The organism is Chryseobacterium defluvii (assembly GCF_003634775.1).
Taxonomy (GTDB): Bacteria; Bacteroidota; Bacteroidia; order Flavobacteriales; family Weeksellaceae; genus Chryseobacterium; species Chryseobacterium defluvii.
In genome coordinates, this window is record NZ_RBXB01000004.1 from 102,830 (window position 1) to 120,540 (window position 17,711).

Consider the following 17,711-nt stretch of genomic DNA (forward strand, 5'->3'; position numbering starts at 1 on the left):
AATAACTATTAAAGTGGAACAAAGTCAAAGTATCTTGGATCTGCATCCCGGTTTGGTGTGGGGATTTGCTATAACGGTCGTCATTATGTTGCTCCTGGATTTAGGGGTTTTCAATAAAAAAAGTCATGAAGTATCTTCTAAAGAAGCCACGATCTGGTCTGTAGTATGGATTTCATTGTCCATGGTATTTTCAGGAGTTGTTTATTGGGTGTTTAATCAGGCTGAAGGCCATGAGCTTGCCGTGGAGAAATTCACGCAGTATCAGGCTGCCTATTGGATAGAAAAAGCCCTTTCGGTAGATAATTTATTTGTATTTATTCTGGTTTTCGGGTTCTTTAAAGTTCCCAAACATCTTCACCATAAGGTTTTATTCTGGGGAATCATCGGGGCACTGATATTCAGGGCTATCTTTATTTTTGCAGGAATCGGCTTGATTAATCTGACCTATCTGCCTGAGATGAATGTGTTTGGAGAGCCGGTAAAGATCAATATCGTAATGACCCTTTTCGGATTGTTTTTAGTGTATGCTGGAATCAAATCGTGGGGAGAAGGCCAGGATGATGATAATGAAGACTTTGGAGATACGCCGGGAGCTAAACTGATCAAAAGCTTCTGGAAAGTTTCCGATAATTATGATGGGGATAAATTTTTCACGGTCCAGAATGGGATCAAAATGGCAACCCCTCTTTTGGTAGTCGTAGGAGTTATCGAATTTACGGACGTTCTTTTTGCGGTAGATTCCATTCCGGCGATTTTTGCCATTTCAAATGATCCTTTCATCCTTTATACCTCAAATATTTTTGCTATTCTGGGGCTTAGATCTCTATATTTCTTGCTGGCTAACTTTATTCATATGTTTAGCAAGTTGCCGTATGGTCTGGCTATTATCCTGGCTTTTATCGGGGTTAAAATGTTAATCGCCCCGTGGATTCATATTTCATCGCCAGTTTCGTTAGGAATCGTAGGTGGAGTATTGCTGATATCGGTTCTTTTATCGATCATGTTCCCTGAAAAAGTGACAGGAGATAAAGAGTAACGGAAAATAAAATACAAATAAAAAGGCTTTACATTTTTGTAAAGCCTTTTTATTTGTATTTCAAGAGTTTATTGATCTTTAACCTTGTTTGCATGGAGACTTTATAAGCTTCATCGCGGAGCTTCTGTATTTTGCCGACAGGTTGGAATAAAGATTTGCTTTCAAAAGGATTAAATGATAGCATTTCATTTTCACAGGCATTGGGATTGAGTAAGGAATTCTTTTCGATCTTGATTTCTCCGACTTTAATGAAAGGCGAGTTTTTCCATTCAACATTCAGCCGGTTGATCGGCTGATCTTGTATGTTATAGCAAACCTGAATAAAAACTTCTGCAGTATAATTATGGGAGGCGAAATATCCGGTCATCGATTCTTTTATGCTCGTTCCTTTTCCAAAATCTTTATCTATGCCTACCGGTTTCAGCTTTATTTTAATCATATTTTCTCCTAATCGATAAGCACCGACAGAGAAATAGCCAAAGGATAAAATAAAATCTTTCCTCTTACGGATGAATTGCAAAGTATTCTTCATAAAAGACAAGGTAAAGAAAGATGGGAGAGTTTTCAAACTCTGTATGATCAACGGCAACAGACTGCTCAGTTTTTTAGTCATCAATCTGTTGACGGATGTAAATATTTTCAAAAAAGTACTTACTGAATTTATTGGAAATAATGGGAAATTAACCAACGGATAATTGGCAAGCGTGCCTCCGGTTTCATCTTTAATTTTTACAGAAAAACCATATGCGGGAATATCTCTTTTATTCCTCTGAATTTTCAGGTGGGCATTAGAAAACCGTATGATAAGATCAAACTTTTCTTTGTCGAAGAAAGATATTAATTCATCAGGGATATCTTTATTTACAATGAATTGTCCTTCAGCAACTGCATATGTTTTGGCGTGCGCATTTCTGGTGGCATAATGTACGTCGCTTAAAGAAGATGATTGTTCAACAAAATCCGCGATACTTTTTTTATTAATTTCAAGAAGCTTTCTCTCTTCATCTGTTAACTCATCAAAGGCTCTATTATATTTTAAAGCATGATCTGTCATATATTTTTCAATTCAATTATAAAGCCAAATATAACTTTTGAATATTAATAGACAGTTAACTGTAGTTTATCGAAATTGTTAACATAACGTGGTTCTAATGAATACTTTTGAATAATGAAATCTTATTATTTATGGAGAATACAATTTTACTAAGGTTTTCATTGGCTTTCATATTGATTATGCATAGTGTACCCTCTATCATAAGTGGTGATATCAACAGTTTTGGAAAAGATTACCTGGATGGTATAGGATTTTCTCCATGGGGGATTTATTTGGCCTGGACAATCAAATTAATCCATCTTTTTTCAGTGATTCCTTTATTGGCAAATAGATTCTTAAAAGTTACGGCAATTGCCAATATCATGATTTTCATAGTCGGTATTATATTGATACATGGTAAGGAGGGCTGGTTTGTAGTTGGCGGAGGCAGAAATGGTGTTGAGTTCAGTTTCCTTCTTATCATGTGTTTCCTGAGTATTGCATTCCCGAAAGGGCCTCTTCATTTCAGAAAAAAGAATGTTTTGTAGATGATAACAGACTGTTAGTAGATTTTTAGGATATAACATTCTATGAATGAAGAATTTTGCTCCATCATAATTGGAGCAATTTTTTTAGCTTTATCCAATGAATACCCATCAATTAAAACATCATATCTATTTTTGGATATTTTATTTCCTGTTAGAGATCCACGCAGAGTTTGCCTACCTTTTGGAAGCACTTAAGCAATTGTCTCTCTCAAAACCGGTGATATTTTATTACTCGGTATTATCTGAGTTTTGTTTTTTGTTCTCGGAGATCCCATGTTTTTATCTTTTTCTGGCTATTGCCGATGGGAAATTCTCCATATTTAATTCGGTATGGAAAAAAATTGCGGCAACAATACTCGTTATTATTGTAGGAATCATATTATTCAGGCTGATTTGTCACGATTTTGTTTATCCTGTTATTTATGGAATTGAAGAAGATATTTCCAGATTTTCCCAATTCGGAATTTTCAATGCGGTGATGAATATTATTTTTGCCATTGCTCTTGGATTTGGTTTTGAGAAATCCAGACAGCAAATAGAGCTTCAAAAACACCTTAATGATATTAAAACTGAAAAATACCATAATGAAATTAAATTTCTAAAAGCCCAGATCAACCCGCATTTTCTTTTCAATACACTTAATAATATTTATGGGCTTTCCTTGAAAAAAGCAGATGAAACACCGGATATTATTCTGAAACTCTCTAAAATGATGCGGTTTAATATCTATGAATCCACTCATAATATCCCCATATCAAAGGATATTGATAATATGAAAGATTTTCTGGATATTCAAAAATTGAGATATAGAAATCTTGATCTGAGATGTACAGAAGAAATTGACAATCCTTCTCAGGAAATTTCCCCTCTTATTTTATTACAGTTTATAGAAAATGCTTTTAAACATGGTGCATCAGAAAGCTTACAAGGAGCATATATTTATATTGATATAAAGCTTAAAAACGGAACCTTGCTATTTACCGTTGAAAACTCCAAAGAAACCCATATAAAAGAAACCACCAAAATAGGAATGACCAATATAAAAAGGCAATTGGAGATTTTATATCCGGATCATTCATTGATCATTGATAACCGGAATGAAAAATATTCAGTCGTTTTGAAAATACACTTTACTCATGGAACTACAGAAAAAATATAATTGTCTTATTGTAGAAGACGAGCCCATTGCAGCAGAAATTATTGAGAATTATATCCTACGGAATGATGATTTCAGGATCATAGGAAAATGTTCGGATGCAGTTCATGCTGCCAATTTATTATCATTCAATAAACCTGATCTTCTGTTTTTGGATATGAATCTTCCCGTGATAAAAGGTTTTGACTTTTTAAAAAAATTAAATGATCCACCATTTACCATTGTCACTACAGCCTATCAGGAATATGCATTGGAAGGTTATGATTTTGATATTGTGGATTATTTGATGAAACCCGTTTCTTATGAACGCTTCCAGACAGCACTTAATAAATTCAGACACTTGGCGAAAGCTGAAGAAGCATTGTTGGAAGCAACTCACAGTGACTATATTTTTCTTACCATCAGAAAAAAACAGTTTAAAATTTACCTTGAGGATATATATTATATTGAAAGCTTTCGGGAATATATTACTGTACACACAAAGAAAGAATCCATCACGGTAAAAATGCCGATCAGCAAAATGGAAAATATGTTGAGTCCCTCCGGATTTATACGCATTCATAAATCCTATATTGTTTCCTTAAAAAAAATTGAAGGCTTTTCTGCGGCGGAAATAATAATCAATAATAAAAAACTGCCAATAGGAAGAACCTATAAAAACATCATAAAGGAAATTAAAATCTAAATGTATTTTTAAGCTTATCTTTGTAAAAATATTTAACAATGGGAGTATCAGATTTGTTAGCCAAACGTAAAAAAGAACAGGCCGAAAAAAACCTTAATGAAGGAAAAGCCTATATGGAAGAATATGGCAAAAGAGAAAGCGTGGTACAGCTGCCAAGCGGTTTGCAATATGAAATAATTACTGAAGGAGACGGTCCAAAACCCGGTCCAAAATCCACTGTAAAATGCCACTATCACGGAACAACCATTGCCGGAAAAATTTTCGATAGCTCTGTAAAAAAAGGCACACCTGCATCTTTTCCTTTAAACAGAGTGATCGAAGGATGGACGGAAGCTCTTCAACTTATGCCTGTTGGAAGTAAGTGGAGACTTATTATTCCTCCGCATTTAGCCTATGGAGATCAGCAAATCAGCAAAGAAATCGGGCCCAACAGTACTCTGGTTTTTGAAGTGGAATTATTAGATATAAAATAAGAATTGCCTTAAATATAGCTTAAAAACTGGCCTGAACTCAGGCCAGTTTTTTTATTTGTACTATATTAGTATAATGAATTGACAAAGCTTTTGCTTTTATGATGATTTATGATCATCCATGTAAACAAAATCAGATTGAATGAAAAAGTTATTTTACTTTGTTGCTATCTTAAGTCTGCTTACTTCATGTGTTTCCAAAAAGAATCAGACCATCAGACAGAATATTCTTACCCTGAAAGACAGTTATTGCAAAGCTCCGTTTAAATATAATTACACCAATAAAATACCTTCATATAATTCAGATTCCATCCTGGCTGCCAACACAGAGCTTAGAGGGTTGTTCTCAGATCAAAGTATTCTGATCTTGAATGCACTGGATACCCTTGATGAAGTTCATAAAATCATCGAGCTTAAAAAAGACTCTTCCATTGCCTCCCAGGTAAAAGTCTTACAGCTTAAAGGTAAAATCAACAGCAAAATTACCATTGCCCTAACGGAACTGGATGCCGTAGCCGCTGAATTTGACTGTGAAGGGGAGAGGGTAGCGCAAATTGGGAATTATGTGGATAATCTTAATGACTCCAGGAATAATAAACTGATCTTATATTCCATTGTTGCCGGAGCTGCGGCTTCCATTGCCGGGGGAATAGTAAAAGATGAGGGCTGGAGCAGTGCCATAGACATCAGTGGTGGAGCTTTGGGAGCCGGCTTTGGATTAGCGACTTTGAATCCTAAAGGTAAAAAAGTAGAATTTATTCATCAAAGAAACCTTTTAAGAGATATCTGGCGCGAAAAACTCGAATCTCCTAACTTCCCGCCTTTTATATGGTATATGTACACCGAAAAGAAATTCTCCAACAAAGAATCACATTCTATCATTCAAAATATGAGAGAAAGATGGCTTCATTATCAGTTTGATGATAATAAGCTAAAAGCAGATCAGTCTGTTATTTTCAGTGATGGAGGCTTTTACAGGGCTGATGATCTCCATAACCGTGCTGCCATGCTCAACCAGATGCAGTCTGCTACAAGAACTATTAATCAGAATATCAATTATTTACTATTGGATTTGGACAGATTGATATTATAATAAAAAATTAATTGTAATAAAATTTGTTACATTTAAAAATTTGTTGTACCTTGTCCGGTAATTACAATGAACAATACAAGATTTGCCACGGCAATACATATTATGACACTATTGGAAAAAAGCCCTCAGGAATGGTTAACTTCTGAGTGGATTGCAGGTAGTATCAATATAAATCCGGCGATTGTACGTAAAGAGATGAGTGTTTTGAGGGAAGCGGGCCTGATTATAAGCAGACAGGGAAAAGAAGGCGGGAGTATGCTTGCAAAAAATCCGGAATCCATCAGTATTTCAGACATTTATTCGGCTGTAAAGAATACTGAGGTTTTAGGAAAAAAAAATCAGAACCCGAATCCGGCTTGTAGTGTTGGGAAAGAAATCAATGACCATTTAAATACTTTATTTGACGAAACCGATAAATTGGTTGTCAGTTTTTTAGGGAATAAGTCATTGAAGGAATTCAGCGATCAGTTTGAGTAAATTTTTTTAACCATAAATGTAACAAAAATTATTACAATTAAAAAATAAAAGAATATGAAAAAAGTAGCAGTAATTGGTGCGACAGGATTTGTAGGTTCGCATGTTGTAAAAGAATTAGAAAACAGAGGCTATGAAGTGCAGGCTATTGTAAGAGATGCATCCAAAGTTCAACAGAACGAAAAAGTAACCGCGAAAAGCATAGATATTAATAATGTAGAGGAGCTTGCGGAAGGCCTAAAAGGAAATGATGCTGTGATCAGTACCTTTAATGCAGGATGGACGAATCCGAATCTTTACCAGGATTTTCTTACAGGATCTGAAAATATTGAAAAAGCAGTAGAGAAGTCAGGAGTAAAAAGATTGATCGTAGTAGGTGGTGCAGGAAGTCTTTATACACCGGATCATATCCAGATTGTAGACACGCCGGATTTCCCTGAAGCATACAAACCGGGAGCAACAGCAGCAAGGGATTATTTAAACAAAATCAAAGAAAACCAGACATTAGACTGGACGTTTTTCAGCCCGGCCATAGAAATGAATCAGGCCAACGTAGGAACAAGAACAGGAAATTACAGAACTTCTCTGGAGACTCCGGTACTTGATGAAAACGGAAGAAGCATTCTTTCTGTAGAAGATGTTGCCGTTGTTTTAGTAGATGAATTGGAACAGAATAACCACATCCGCGAACGTTTTACCGCAGCTTATTAATAAAACATTAAATCAGAATAACTTAATGATGCTTAAAAAGAAATTATTCTCACTTTTATGGTTGCTCGGTTTTACAAGCGCTTTGTTGGCAGGCAACTTAAAAATCAAAGTTTATAATCCGGGAACAAAAGCCATTTTCCCTATTACTTCAACAATTATTTATGGTGATAAAGATGCCATATTAATTGATGCTCAATTCCAGAAACAATATGCAGAAGAGTTGGTTAAAGAAATAAAAGCAACCGGAAAGAATCTAACGACTGTTTTTATTTCTCACAGCGACCCGGATTTCTATTTTGGGCTTGGCGTAATCAAAAAAGCATTTCCAAAAGCAAAAATTATTTCGACAGCTCAGACTGCTTATTTGATCTCAGCATCAAAAGATCATAAACTGGCTGTTTGGAAGCCCCGGCTGAAAGAAGATGCCCCTTCGGAAATCATCATTCCTGAAGCAGTGAACACCATTCCTGATCTGGAAGGAAATGCAATAGAAATCAAACAGAACCCTGAAGATCCTGCTCATAGTTTCCTTTGGATTCCTTCCATTAAAACAATCGTAGGTGGTATTTCTGTTTCCACAGATTCTCATCTTTGGATGGCAGATACACAAAATGAAAGAGCTATAGGTCAATGGATCGGTCAGATCAATGATATGAAAGCATTACAGCCTAAGCAGGTAGTTCCTTCACACTTTGTAAAGCCGTCAATTTCCCCAAGCTCTTTAGATTTTGTTAAAGATTATCTGGAAAACTATAAAAAGGCAGTGACAGAAAATAAATCATCAGAGGATGCCATAAAGTTCATGGTGAGCAAATATCCAAATCTTCCCGGGAAAGACGAATTGGGAATGGGCATAAAAGTGTTTTTTGGGGAAATGAAATGGGATTTGAAATCTCCTTATCCTGCGATTGGACGAAAAGTGGAGGCTGATTTAGGAGGAATGAAGTTTATCATTGATTTTAAAGATAATAAAACAATGACTTTTGTAGGCACAGAAGGAGCTTTAAAAGGAGCTACAGACACTGTTGAATACACTGCTGTAGAAGTAGCCAAAAATGTATTTATGGTCTATTGGCACGAATCCAAAAGAGGAGATAATGTTACTCATGTTCAGGATTATAACACTCATGTAGTCTACTCCAATATTGCCGGAACCGACGGTTCATTCCTTCACTTTAAGGGAACATTGAATTTTATAAAATAACAGGAGTAATCAAAAATTTCGGCGGCTGTCAAAGACAGCCGCCGAAATTTTTATTTTATAGATTCATAAACAACTTCGGATTCACCGGAGTATTGTTTTTATGTACTTCATAATGAAGATGAGGTCCTGTAGAACGTCCGGAATTTCCGGATTTGGCAATTACCTGACCCACTTTTACCTTATCATTGGCTTTTACAACAAGTTGGGATAAATGTCCGTAAAGAGTGGCAAGACCATTTCCATGAGAAACGATCACACAGTTTCCGTAACCACCTTTCTGCCCGGAGAAAATGACAGTTCCTGCAGCAGCAGCTCTTACATCGGAGCCAAAGGCAACTGCAATATCCAACCCTTTGTGAAACTGCATCTGGTCAGCTTCAGCAGGAGGATTATTCCCTTCAACAGGAGCTTTGGAACCTGTAGCAGTAGCAACAGATTTCGTAGAACCGGAAGTAGGAGCAGGAGCAGTATTACTTGCTTTTAGAGTTACCATTACTTTTACTTCTCTTTTATTTCCATAGCTGTCTGTAAGTTCAATCGTTTTTTCAACCGGCTCGGCTTTTACTTCAGGTTTTGATACCGAAGCAACAGCAGGAGCAGCCTTTGATCCAGATGAAGGAGTTTTTACAGAAGCAAAAACTCTTTTAAACGGGATAGGATTTTTTCTGATACCGAAATTAGAGGAAATATACCCGTCAGTAGGCATTCCCAAAGGAACCTGCATCAGTTTATTTTGTAAGTCCATTAAATATTGGCTGTATCGGTTGGCTTGTTTCGCCAGGTAAACAGAATTTGAAATACTGTCTTTACTTAGTACCATCAGCTTTTCATTAGAGATGCTTTTTGATTTCAGGAACGAATTCAGCTGTGCTACGGTCTGATCTACCAATGTGAGATCCGTTTTCATTTTTAAGTAATCTACACTGTCTCTTTCAGTGTTTATTTTTACAAGGTTCACTTCATACATTTTGTCATCTCTTTCAGAAAACAGTTTAGCAATGAAAATACCTTGCGCAAAAACTACTAGTAAAAGACCTCCCAGAAGGATATTTACGTTCTTTTTGCTGCCTAGAAATTTCTTCATATTTCTTCTCTTAGTATTAAAATAACAGTTTTTTAAGCTTGCAAATTTAATTAAAAATAGGTTTTGAGGGTTATTTTTAATAAAAATTTAGTTATTTCTGTATTTAACGCTTAATTAAATATTTAATTGTGTTGAAGTGTTAATTTTTCCAAAAATTGGATTTTATCATCCTTGTAAAAGCCTTCCTAAATCTTTGTTTTAATATATTTGCAGTTCACATTTCAATTATGGCGAAAAAGAAAACAATTTCAGAACCTTCAGGCACGAAAAAAAATAAAAAAGAACTTTCCGTTGGGGTAGTGGGAAGCGGAAGCTTTGCGACTGCTATCGTGAAAATGCTTGTTGAAAACTGTAAAATAGTGCATTGGTGTGTAAGAAGTGAATTTGTGAAAGGAGCCATTGAACTTCGTGGTCATAATCCTACTTATCTTACGGCAGCCACTTTCAATCCTAAAATGTTGAAACTGACAACGGACATCAATGAACTTGTTTCTGCGTGTGATATTGTAGTTCTGGCAACTCCGTCTATTTACCTGTCGGATACTCTGGATAAAATGAATTGTGAATACAAGGACAAGATTTTTGTTTCTGCCATTAAAGGGATTATTCCCAAGGTAAATGATGTTGTAGCCCATTATCTTAGAGATGAATTTCAGATCGGTTTTAGGAATCAGGCTGTAATTGCAGGCCCATGCCATGCCGAAGAAGTCGCAATGGAAAGACTCTCTTACCTTACCATTGCAACCGTGGAAGATGAAACTTCCGAGAAACTGGAAAGTATTTTCAACTCGGATTTTATTAAAGTACATTCCAGCAAAGATATTTTGGGGAATGAATACAGTGCGATTCTTAAAAACATATTTGCCATCGGAGCAGGGATTGCCAGTGGGTTAGGATATGGAGATAATTTTACTGCGGTTTTCGTTTCCAATGCCATCCGTGAGATGGAAACATTCCTGGAAGCTATTTACGAGGCACCAAGAGATGTGAATGAAAGCGCTTATTTGGGAGACCTTTTGGTAACCGCCTATTCATTATTCTCAAGAAACAGAAACTTAGGAAATCTCATCGGAAAAGGATATACGGTAAAATCCGCAATCCAGTCGATGAACATGGTGGCAGAAGGATATTATGCTGCAGATTCCATCTATAAGACAGCCAGACAAAAAGGTCTTAAACTGCCAATCGTAGAGACCATTTACGGAATTCTTTATGAGGGGAAAAATGCTGAAAAACAGTTTAAAAAGCTGACCACAAAACTGAATTAAATAATATAATAAAAATAAAAAAACACCAGTGGATTTCACTGGTGTTTTTTTATTGCTTTTTGGAAAAAATTAACGTGTTAAAAACGTTAAACCCATCTCCGGGTTTAAAAACTTTTCCCGAAATTCGTAATAAAATTAAGTTTATGCCACATTCACTTATAAGCAGAACACCGAAACCTGCATATGATGTCGTACTGATAGGAGGCGGAATTATGAGCGCCACTTTAGCCACCTTACTCCATGAATTAGATCCCAGTCTTGAGATTGCCATTTTCGAACGGTTGGGAAGGTTTGCCAAAGAAAGTACAGCCGCATGGAATAATGCAGGAACCGGGCATTCCGCTTTTTGTGAGCTTAATTATACCCCGGAAAAACCGGACGGAACCATTGATATTTCCAAAGCCGAAAGTATTGCAGAACAGTTTGAAATCTCCAAACAGTTCTGGGCGTATTTAGTGACCAAAGGTTATGTGCAGGATCCCAAAGACTTTATTAATTCCTGTCCGCATATGAGTCTGGTATTTGGTGAAAGAGATGCAGAGTATCTGAGAAAACGCCATGAAAAAATGACCCAATCTGTCCTGTTCTCGGGAATGGAATTTTCTACAGATCATGATAAACTGAAGGAATGGATTCCTTTGGTCATGAGCAAAAGGAATAAATCTGAAGTAATGGCGGCCACAAAAATGGATATGGGAACGGACGTGAATTTCGGAACATTGACTAGAAAAATGGGAAGACATTTGCTTGAAGATTCTAATGTGGAAGTTTTTCTCTATCATGAAGTAAAAGATATTGATCCCCGTGAGAACGGAAAATGGGAAATGAAAGTGAAAGACAGAATCCACAATCATAAGCAGGAAGTTGTAGCAGACTTTGTCTTCATTGGAGCAGGAGGATATGCATTGCCACTATTAGATAGTTCAGATATTAAAGAAAGTGAAGGATACGGAGGTTTCCCGGTTTCAGGACAATGGCTGGTGACCCATAATCAGGAATTGGTAGAGAAGCATCATGCGAAAGTGTATACTCAGGCAACCGTAGATGCGCCACCTATGTCCGTTCCTCACCTGGATTTAAGAATTATTGATGGTAAAAAAGCACTTCTTTTTGGTCCGTTTGCAGGATTTTCAACCAAATTCCTGAAAGAGGGAAGTTATCTGGATTTGCCAGAAAGCATCAATACTACAAATATAAGATCCCTGTTTGGAGCCTGGTGGCATAATATTCCGTTAACCAAATATCTCATTCAGCAGGTAGCGATGAACAAGGCACAGCGAATACAGCATTTAAGAGAGTTTGTCAAAGATGCCAAAGAAGAGGACTGGGAGCTGAAAGTAGCGGGACAACGGGTACAAATCATCAAAAAAGACGAAAAAGAAGGTGGGAAGCTTGAATTCGGGACTGAAGTAGTTGTTAATAAAAAGGGAACAATAGCTTCCTTATTAGGTGCTTCTCCGGGAGCCTCCACCGCAGTATACGCGATGTTGAATGTAATAGAAAAATGCTTTCCGGACAAACTCCAGGGAGAATGGAAAAATAAGCTTCAGGAAATGATCCCTTCCTACGGGCAGAAATTGGCAGGAAATCCTGAACTTACAGAAAAAGTGAGAAATTATACCAAAGAAAAACTGGAATTAGAATATTAACATCAGTAATTGGCAATGGATAATTAGCAATAATTTCAGACAATTTATATTATTCATTACTGATTACTCATTACCATAAAATTGTGTCCGAGACCATTACAAAACCAATTATTGTAAAAGAAATTCTGGAATCCCTTCAGACTAAAGTAGAAGAAGAGAAACAGGTTATTGTGCATTGCTGCTTCCCGGCTTCTCCTTTTCTGGGTAATCTGATCAGGATCTGGCATTCTACGTATCTTTTCGATAACCAGTCTGAACACAGGAGTACGCTGATCCATGCGGAAAATATTTCCATATTTCCAGATTGGACTCCGGTTCCCTTTATGCGTGATTTTTGGTTTACTTTAATATTTTCAGGGCTACCGCGAGACTGTAAAACCTTTGATCTGAAAGAAGTGATTCCCGAAGAAGGTGGTTTCTTTGTAGAATCTATCAAAAGGAACTCTTCAGATATTTACAGAGTTAAAATTTCAGAAGCCTATTAATTCACAAAGTAAAAATCTTAAAAAATAAAGTTAATCCTAATGAAAAAATCCATAATCCTGTTCCTGATATTGCCATTATTTGTTTTTGCTCAAAAAAACTCAAAAGAAATGGTGGAAATTAAAAAATTTCAGAAAACATTGAATGCAGAATACCTGAATCCTAAAGAAACACCTTTACGTGGGGAGAATTTAGCCAATTTTAAAAAGCATCCTTTTTTTCCGGTGGATATGAAATATCGAATTACTGCCCAAATTACCAAAACCGAAAATGCAATACCATTTGAAATTCCGACCTCTTCCGGAAAAACAAAGCTTTATATAGAATACGGAAGGGTCAACTTTAAATTGGATGGAAAATCTTATGCATTAACTTTATATCAAAGCTTAGATCTCATCAAGCAGGAAAAATATAAAGATTATCTTTTCTTGCCTTTCCGTGATGAAACCAATGGAAAAGAAACATACGGCGGCGGAAAATACATGGATTTGAGAATTCCTAAAAAAGGAAATACCATTATATTGGATTTTAATCAATCGTATCAACCGTATTGCGCTTACAATGCCCATGACTACCATTGCCCGATTGTACCTGAAGAAAATAAACTGCCCATAGAAATCCGTGCAGGAGTTATGTACGAAGATATTTATCATCATTAAATTAAAATGGTACACTTACAATTTTTCCAACCCGAAGACCTTTCAGGGATAAGCTACACTTTGGATGAAAACCAGTCCCAATTTACGGCAACAGCAGAAGAAGCGCTGCAACGGATCGAAGAAAGAGCCGACCATCTGGCGCATCCGGTAACCATTTTTTATGAGGGAAAACCAGCTGGATTTTTTGTGCTGGATTTTGGAAGCGATAAATTCGATCTTACAGATAATCCCAATTCGGTTTTAGTTCGTTCACTATCCATAAATCCGGATATGCAAGGGAAAGGTATTGGAAAATCTGCCATGCAGAACATGGATGATTTTATCAGGCAGCATTTTGAAAACTGTGATGAAATAGTTTTGGCGGTCAATCAGAAAAATACCTTTGCCTACGAATTGTATCTGAAAACTGGATATCGCTACGAAGGAAAAACCAGGATCGGAAGAAGTGGTCCTCAGTACCTTATGTACAAAAAACTTTAAGAAAATTTTAATTCCGGATTTTCTGTTTGGCTTGATACTTTCTGCTAACTTTGAGTAACATCAAATCAAAACTATGGAAATATCACTTCGAAATCAGATCGCTATTGTTACCGGAGCTTCAAGCGGAATCGGCACCGGAATTGCCAAATCATTGGCTTCAGCAGGGGCAACTGTAATAGTAAATCACTCTTCGGAAAGATCCACAGATGACGCTAAAGCTGTGGTGAAAGAAATAACGGATGCAGGAGGAAAAGGAATTACCTATCAGTGTGATGTGTCTAAAGAAGATCAGGTCGTTAAAATGTTTCAGGATGTAGTAGCGGAATTTGGAACTGTTGATATTTTAGTCAATAATGCAGGAATCCAAAAAGATGCAAAATTTACTGAAATGACCCTTGATCAATGGAACGCCGTGATTGGAGTCAATCTTACAGGACAATTTCTTTGTGCAAGAGAAGCAATTAAAGAGTTTCTAAGACGGGGAATAGATCCTTCACGTTCCGTTGCCTGCGGAAAAATTATTCATATCAGTTCCGTACATGAAGTCATTCCCTGGGCAGGACATGCCAATTACGCAGCAAGTAAGGGGGCAATCAGAATGCTGATGCAGACTTTAGCGCAGGAATATGGAGCAGATAAAATCCGTGTAAATTCCATTTGCCCGGGAGCCATTCAGACACCCATCAATACCAATGCGTGGAGTACACAGGAAGCGATGAATTCACTTCTTACACTCATTCCTTACAACAGAATCGGGCAACCTCAGGATATAGGCAATCTGGCTGTATTTTTAGCAAGTGATGCTTCAGACTATATTACCGGAGCCAGTATTTTCATAGACGGTGGAATGACCACTTTTGAAAGCTTTTCCACAGGAGGATGAAAGAGTGAATAGTGAATGGTCAATTTTTAAACAACATTTACATTCACAATTCACTATTGAACATTCACATCATTAACTCATCATTCATAACTTCTAACTCATAACTCAATAGCATGACTGAAAAGCAAAGAATTCCTGATATTTCCTGGAAAAAATGGGGTCCATATGTAAGCAACAGAGAATGGGGGCTTGTGCGTGAAGATTACAGTGCCAATGGTGATGCCTGGAATTACACTCATCATGATATGGCAGAATCAAAAACATACAGATGGGGTGAAGAAGGCATTTGCGGGATCTGTGATGATCTTCAAAAGCTTGTTTTTTCAGTAGGTTTATGGAACAGGAAAGATAAAATGGTGAAAGAACGTTTTTTTGGCCTCACCAACGATCAGGGAAATCATGGCGAAGATGTAAAAGAATATTTTTATTATCTGGATTCCACCCCTACCCATTCCTACATGAAAATGCTTTATAAATATCCTCAAAATGCTTTTCCTTATGATGATCTGTTAAAAACCAATAAGGAAAGAAACAAGGATAAACCGGAATATGAGTTGATTGATACCGGAATTTTCGATCAGAATGAATATTTTGACATCTTTATAGAGTATGCCAAAGAAAGTCAGGCAGATATTCTGGTAAGGCTTACTGTGATCAATAAGTCAGAAAAAGAAGCGCCGTTGGTCATTTTGCCTACGGCTTGGTTCAGGAATACATGGAATTGGGGTTATGATGATTATAAACCGCAATTATGCTCTGAAGAAGCGAATTGCATTAGGATTGAGCATAAGGATCTTGAAATAAAAAATATATATGCAAGACAGTCTTTGAAAGTTCTGGTTTGCGACAATGAGACCAATAGCGAAAAACTATACCAATCACCAAACAAATCGAAATATTGTAAAGACGGCATTAATGATTTTGTCATTCATGGAAATTCACAATCCGTTAATCCGAAAGATATCGGAACAAAAGCTTCTTTTTTTATTAATGAACATTTTAAGGCAAAAGAAACTAAAACTTTTGAGCTTAGAATCACAGATAAAGATTTACCCCAACCTTTTGAGAATTTTGATGAAATATTTACTCTGAGACAAAAAGAATCGGATGAATTTTATGCGGAAATCCAGAAAGGAATACAATCCGATGATGAAAAAATGGTTCAAAGGCAGGCTTTTGCCGGAATGCTCTGGAACAAAATGTTCTATCATTACAATGTGGAAAAATGGCTGAAAGGAGATCCAGCTGAAATAAAACCTCCGAAATCCCGTGAAAGAATAAGAAATTACGAATGGAAACACCTTAATAACGAACATATCATTTCCATGCCGGATAAGTGGGAATATCCGTGGTATGCAACCTGGGATCTGGCTTTTCATGCTATAAGTTTTTCTTTAATCGATCCGGATTTTGCCAAGCATCAGTTAAAACTCTTCCTCTTTGAATGGTATATGCACCCAAACGGGCAGCTTCCGGCTTATGAATGGAATCTTAGCGATGTCAATCCTCCCGTTCACGCATGGGCAACTTTCCGGGTATTCAAAATTGATGAATACTTAAAAGGAAAGCCAGATATTGAGTTTCTGGAAAGCGCATTTCAAAAACTGACGATGAACTTCACATGGTGGGTCAATAAAAAAGACAACAATGGGAACAATATTTTTGAAGGTGGTTTTCTGGGACTGGATAATATCGGAGTTTTCGACAGAAATGCCGTGCTGCCCAATGGTGAACAACTTGAACAGTCGGATGGAACGAGCTGGATGGCCATGTTTGCCCTGAATATGATGAGAATTGCATTGGAATTAGCCCAATATAATAATGTATATGAAGAAATGGCAACAAAGTTCTTTGAACACTTCCTGTCTATTGCCAACTCATTGGATAATATGGGAGACGAAGATTTCAGCCTTTGGGATGAAGCCGATGAATTTTTCTATGATGCCCTTGCTTCCAGCGACTGCAGCCACATGTATTTAAGGTTAAGAACTATCGTAGGATTGATTCCTATGTTCGCAGTTGAGGTAATTGATGATGAAATGATTGAAAATCTCCCCAATTTTAAAAGCAGGATGAATTGGATATTGAAAAACAAACCGGAACTCGCAGCGCTGGTTTCTCATTGGGAAGTAAAAGGACAGAATTCAAAACATTTGCTTTCCCTTTTACGTGGCCATCGTTTAAAAAGATTATTATACAGAATGCTGAACCCGGAAGAATTTCTGAGTGATTATGGAGTTCGTGCATTGTCCAAGGAATATGAGCGGAATCCTTATCATTTGAATCTGAATGGAACGGATTACAGTGTAACATATACTCCTGCGGAAAGCGACAGCGATCTTTTCGGCGGAAACAGCAATTGGCGTGGTCCCATTTGGTTTCCCATCAATTTTTTAATTATTGAAAGCCTTCAGCGATTCTTCTTTTATTACAGTCCGGATTTCTTAGTTGAATACCCTACAGGCAGCGGAAATTATTCCAATTTGGATCAGATCGCAGATGCTTTAAGCAAAAGATTATCCAAGATATTTTTAAAGGATGAGAGTGGAAGCCGCCCTGTAAACGGACAATATCCAAGATTCCAGACCGATCCTGATTTCAGAGATTATATCCTTTTCTATGAATATTTTCATGGAGATAACGGACGTGGAGTAGGTGCCTCTCATCAAACCGGATGGACAGGATTGATCGCTAAAATTTTACAACCCAGGTTTTCTAAAAAGGAAATGGCAGAATCTGAAACTGAAATGCCGGATGAAACGAACAACGTTGAAGAGCAAAAAAGAAGATGAATA

18 protein-coding genes are annotated in these 17,711 nt (G+C 36.9%); 16 read left to right on the forward strand and 2 right to left on the reverse strand.

Annotated features, from left to right (window positions below; translation table 11 throughout):
* Window positions 1-13 precede the first annotated feature (13 nt).
* Entirely contained in the window at window positions 14-1,036 is a 1,023-nt protein-coding gene (locus tag BCF58_RS16995; RefSeq protein ID WP_121463024.1) for a TerC family protein, read from the forward strand.
* 49 nt (window positions 1,037-1,085) lie between these two features.
* Here the strand turns inward: BCF58_RS16995 and BCF58_RS17000 are convergent, their stop codons facing one another.
* Entirely contained in the window at window positions 1,086-2,090 is a 1,005-nt protein-coding gene (locus BCF58_RS17000; protein WP_121463025.1) for a catalase family protein, read from the reverse strand.
* Between the two features lie 131 nt (window positions 2,091-2,221).
* Between BCF58_RS17000 and BCF58_RS17005 the strand changes: the two genes are divergently transcribed.
* The 8 genes from BCF58_RS17005 to BCF58_RS17040 all read left to right on the forward strand — a co-directional run bounded on the left by BCF58_RS17005 (window position 2,222) and on the right by BCF58_RS17040 (window position 8,410).
* Window positions 2,222-2,617, forward strand: coding sequence for a DoxX family protein (locus tag BCF58_RS17005; protein WP_121463026.1), 396 nt, complete (start codon window positions 2,222-2,224; stop codon window positions 2,615-2,617).
* Between the two features lie 97 nt (window positions 2,618-2,714).
* On the forward strand, window positions 2,715-3,776 hold the full coding sequence (locus BCF58_RS17010; RefSeq protein ID WP_121463027.1) for a sensor histidine kinase: 1,062 nt from the start codon (window positions 2,715-2,717) through the stop codon (window positions 3,774-3,776).
* Complete coding sequence (locus BCF58_RS17015; protein ID WP_121463028.1) at window positions 3,754-4,458, forward strand: LytR/AlgR family response regulator transcription factor; 705 nt, start codon at window positions 3,754-3,756, stop codon at window positions 4,456-4,458. The genes BCF58_RS17010 and BCF58_RS17015 overlap by 23 nt, the downstream gene beginning before the upstream one ends.
* A gap of 38 nt (window positions 4,459-4,496) precedes the next feature.
* Complete coding sequence (locus tag BCF58_RS17020; RefSeq protein WP_121463029.1) at window positions 4,497-4,931, forward strand: FKBP-type peptidyl-prolyl cis-trans isomerase; 435 nt, start codon at window positions 4,497-4,499, stop codon at window positions 4,929-4,931.
* A gap of 139 nt (window positions 4,932-5,070) precedes the next feature.
* On the forward strand, window positions 5,071-6,021 hold the full coding sequence (locus tag BCF58_RS17025) for a hypothetical protein (protein WP_121463030.1): 951 nt from the start codon (window positions 5,071-5,073) through the stop codon (window positions 6,019-6,021).
* A 66-nt stretch (window positions 6,022-6,087) separates the two neighbouring features.
* Window positions 6,088-6,498, forward strand: coding sequence for an Rrf2 family transcriptional regulator (locus BCF58_RS17030; RefSeq protein ID WP_121463031.1), 411 nt, complete (start codon window positions 6,088-6,090; stop codon window positions 6,496-6,498).
* Between the two features lie 54 nt (window positions 6,499-6,552).
* On the forward strand, window positions 6,553-7,206 hold the full coding sequence (locus tag BCF58_RS17035) for an NAD(P)-dependent oxidoreductase (protein WP_121463032.1): 654 nt from the start codon (window positions 6,553-6,555) through the stop codon (window positions 7,204-7,206).
* A gap of 25 nt (window positions 7,207-7,231) precedes the next feature.
* Entirely contained in the window at window positions 7,232-8,410 is a 1,179-nt protein-coding gene (locus tag BCF58_RS17040; protein ID WP_228434827.1) for an MBL fold metallo-hydrolase, read from the forward strand.
* A 55-nt stretch (window positions 8,411-8,465) separates the two neighbouring features.
* On the opposite strand, the gene BCF58_RS17045 is transcribed toward BCF58_RS17040, so the two are convergent.
* Window positions 8,466-9,494: a M23 family metallopeptidase gene (locus BCF58_RS17045; RefSeq protein WP_121463033.1), complete on the reverse strand. Its 1,029-nt coding sequence runs from the start codon at window positions 9,492-9,494 to the stop codon at window positions 8,466-8,468.
* A 227-nt stretch (window positions 9,495-9,721) separates the two neighbouring features.
* On the opposite strand from BCF58_RS17045, the gene BCF58_RS17050 reads away from it, so the two are divergent.
* From BCF58_RS17050 to BCF58_RS17080, 7 genes are all read left to right on the forward strand, one after another.
* Window positions 9,722-10,762, forward strand: a complete 1,041-nt coding sequence (locus BCF58_RS17050; protein WP_121463034.1) for an NAD(P)H-dependent glycerol-3-phosphate dehydrogenase — start codon at window positions 9,722-9,724, stop codon at window positions 10,760-10,762.
* 143 nt (window positions 10,763-10,905) lie between these two features.
* Window positions 10,906-12,411: a malate dehydrogenase (quinone) gene (gene mqo, locus BCF58_RS17055; RefSeq protein ID WP_121463035.1), complete on the forward strand. Its 1,506-nt coding sequence runs from the start codon at window positions 10,906-10,908 to the stop codon at window positions 12,409-12,411.
* 83 nt (window positions 12,412-12,494) lie between these two features.
* Entirely contained in the window at window positions 12,495-12,896 is a 402-nt protein-coding gene (locus BCF58_RS17060) for a hypothetical protein (RefSeq protein ID WP_121463036.1), read from the forward strand.
* A 39-nt stretch (window positions 12,897-12,935) separates the two neighbouring features.
* Entirely contained in the window at window positions 12,936-13,553 is a 618-nt protein-coding gene (locus tag BCF58_RS17065) for a DUF1684 domain-containing protein (protein WP_121463037.1), read from the forward strand.
* Between the two features lie 6 nt (window positions 13,554-13,559).
* Window positions 13,560-14,033, forward strand: coding sequence for a GNAT family N-acetyltransferase (locus BCF58_RS17070; RefSeq protein WP_121463038.1), 474 nt, complete (start codon window positions 13,560-13,562; stop codon window positions 14,031-14,033).
* A gap of 73 nt (window positions 14,034-14,106) precedes the next feature.
* Window positions 14,107-14,916: a glucose 1-dehydrogenase gene (locus BCF58_RS17075; RefSeq protein WP_121463039.1), complete on the forward strand. Its 810-nt coding sequence runs from the start codon at window positions 14,107-14,109 to the stop codon at window positions 14,914-14,916.
* 113 nt (window positions 14,917-15,029) lie between these two features.
* Window positions 15,030-17,708, forward strand: coding sequence for an MGH1-like glycoside hydrolase domain-containing protein (locus tag BCF58_RS17080; protein ID WP_121463040.1), 2,679 nt, complete (start codon window positions 15,030-15,032; stop codon window positions 17,706-17,708).
* Window positions 17,709-17,711 lie beyond the last annotated feature (3 nt).

What these genes read in the sequence shown, in the direction of transcription:
- BCF58_RS17000 (WP_121463025.1), bottom strand. Translation starts at nt 2,090, where the DNA reads ATGACAGATCATGCTTTAAAATATAATAGAGCCTTTGATGAGTTAACA.
- BCF58_RS17005 (WP_121463026.1), top strand. Translation starts at nt 2,222, where the DNA reads ATGGAGAATACAATTTTACTAAGGTTTTCATTGGCTTTCATATTGATT.
- BCF58_RS17010 (WP_121463027.1), top strand. Translation starts at nt 2,715, where the DNA reads ATGAATACCCATCAATTAAAACATCATATCTATTTTTGGATATTTTAT.
- BCF58_RS17015 (WP_121463028.1), top strand. Translation starts at nt 3,754, where the DNA reads ATGGAACTACAGAAAAAATATAATTGTCTTATTGTAGAAGACGAGCCC.
- BCF58_RS17020 (WP_121463029.1), top strand. Translation starts at nt 4,497, where the DNA reads ATGGGAGTATCAGATTTGTTAGCCAAACGTAAAAAAGAACAGGCCGAA.
- BCF58_RS17025 (WP_121463030.1), top strand. Translation starts at nt 5,071, where the DNA reads ATGAAAAAGTTATTTTACTTTGTTGCTATCTTAAGTCTGCTTACTTCA.
- BCF58_RS17030 (WP_121463031.1), top strand. Translation starts at nt 6,088, where the DNA reads ATGAACAATACAAGATTTGCCACGGCAATACATATTATGACACTATTG.
- BCF58_RS17035 (WP_121463032.1), top strand. Translation starts at nt 6,553, where the DNA reads ATGAAAAAAGTAGCAGTAATTGGTGCGACAGGATTTGTAGGTTCGCAT.
- BCF58_RS17040 (WP_228434827.1), top strand. Translation starts at nt 7,232, where the DNA reads ATGATGCTTAAAAAGAAATTATTCTCACTTTTATGGTTGCTCGGTTTT.
- BCF58_RS17045 (WP_121463033.1), bottom strand. Translation starts at nt 9,494, where the DNA reads ATGAAGAAATTTCTAGGCAGCAAAAAGAACGTAAATATCCTTCTGGGA.
- BCF58_RS17050 (WP_121463034.1), top strand. Translation starts at nt 9,722, where the DNA reads ATGGCGAAAAAGAAAACAATTTCAGAACCTTCAGGCACGAAAAAAAAT.
- mqo (WP_121463035.1), top strand. Translation starts at nt 10,906, where the DNA reads ATGCCACATTCACTTATAAGCAGAACACCGAAACCTGCATATGATGTC.
- BCF58_RS17065 (WP_121463037.1), top strand. Translation starts at nt 12,936, where the DNA reads ATGAAAAAATCCATAATCCTGTTCCTGATATTGCCATTATTTGTTTTT.
- BCF58_RS17070 (WP_121463038.1), top strand. Translation starts at nt 13,560, where the DNA reads ATGGTACACTTACAATTTTTCCAACCCGAAGACCTTTCAGGGATAAGC.
- BCF58_RS17075 (WP_121463039.1), top strand. Translation starts at nt 14,107, where the DNA reads ATGGAAATATCACTTCGAAATCAGATCGCTATTGTTACCGGAGCTTCA.
- BCF58_RS17080 (WP_121463040.1), top strand. Translation starts at nt 15,030, where the DNA reads ATGACTGAAAAGCAAAGAATTCCTGATATTTCCTGGAAAAAATGGGGT.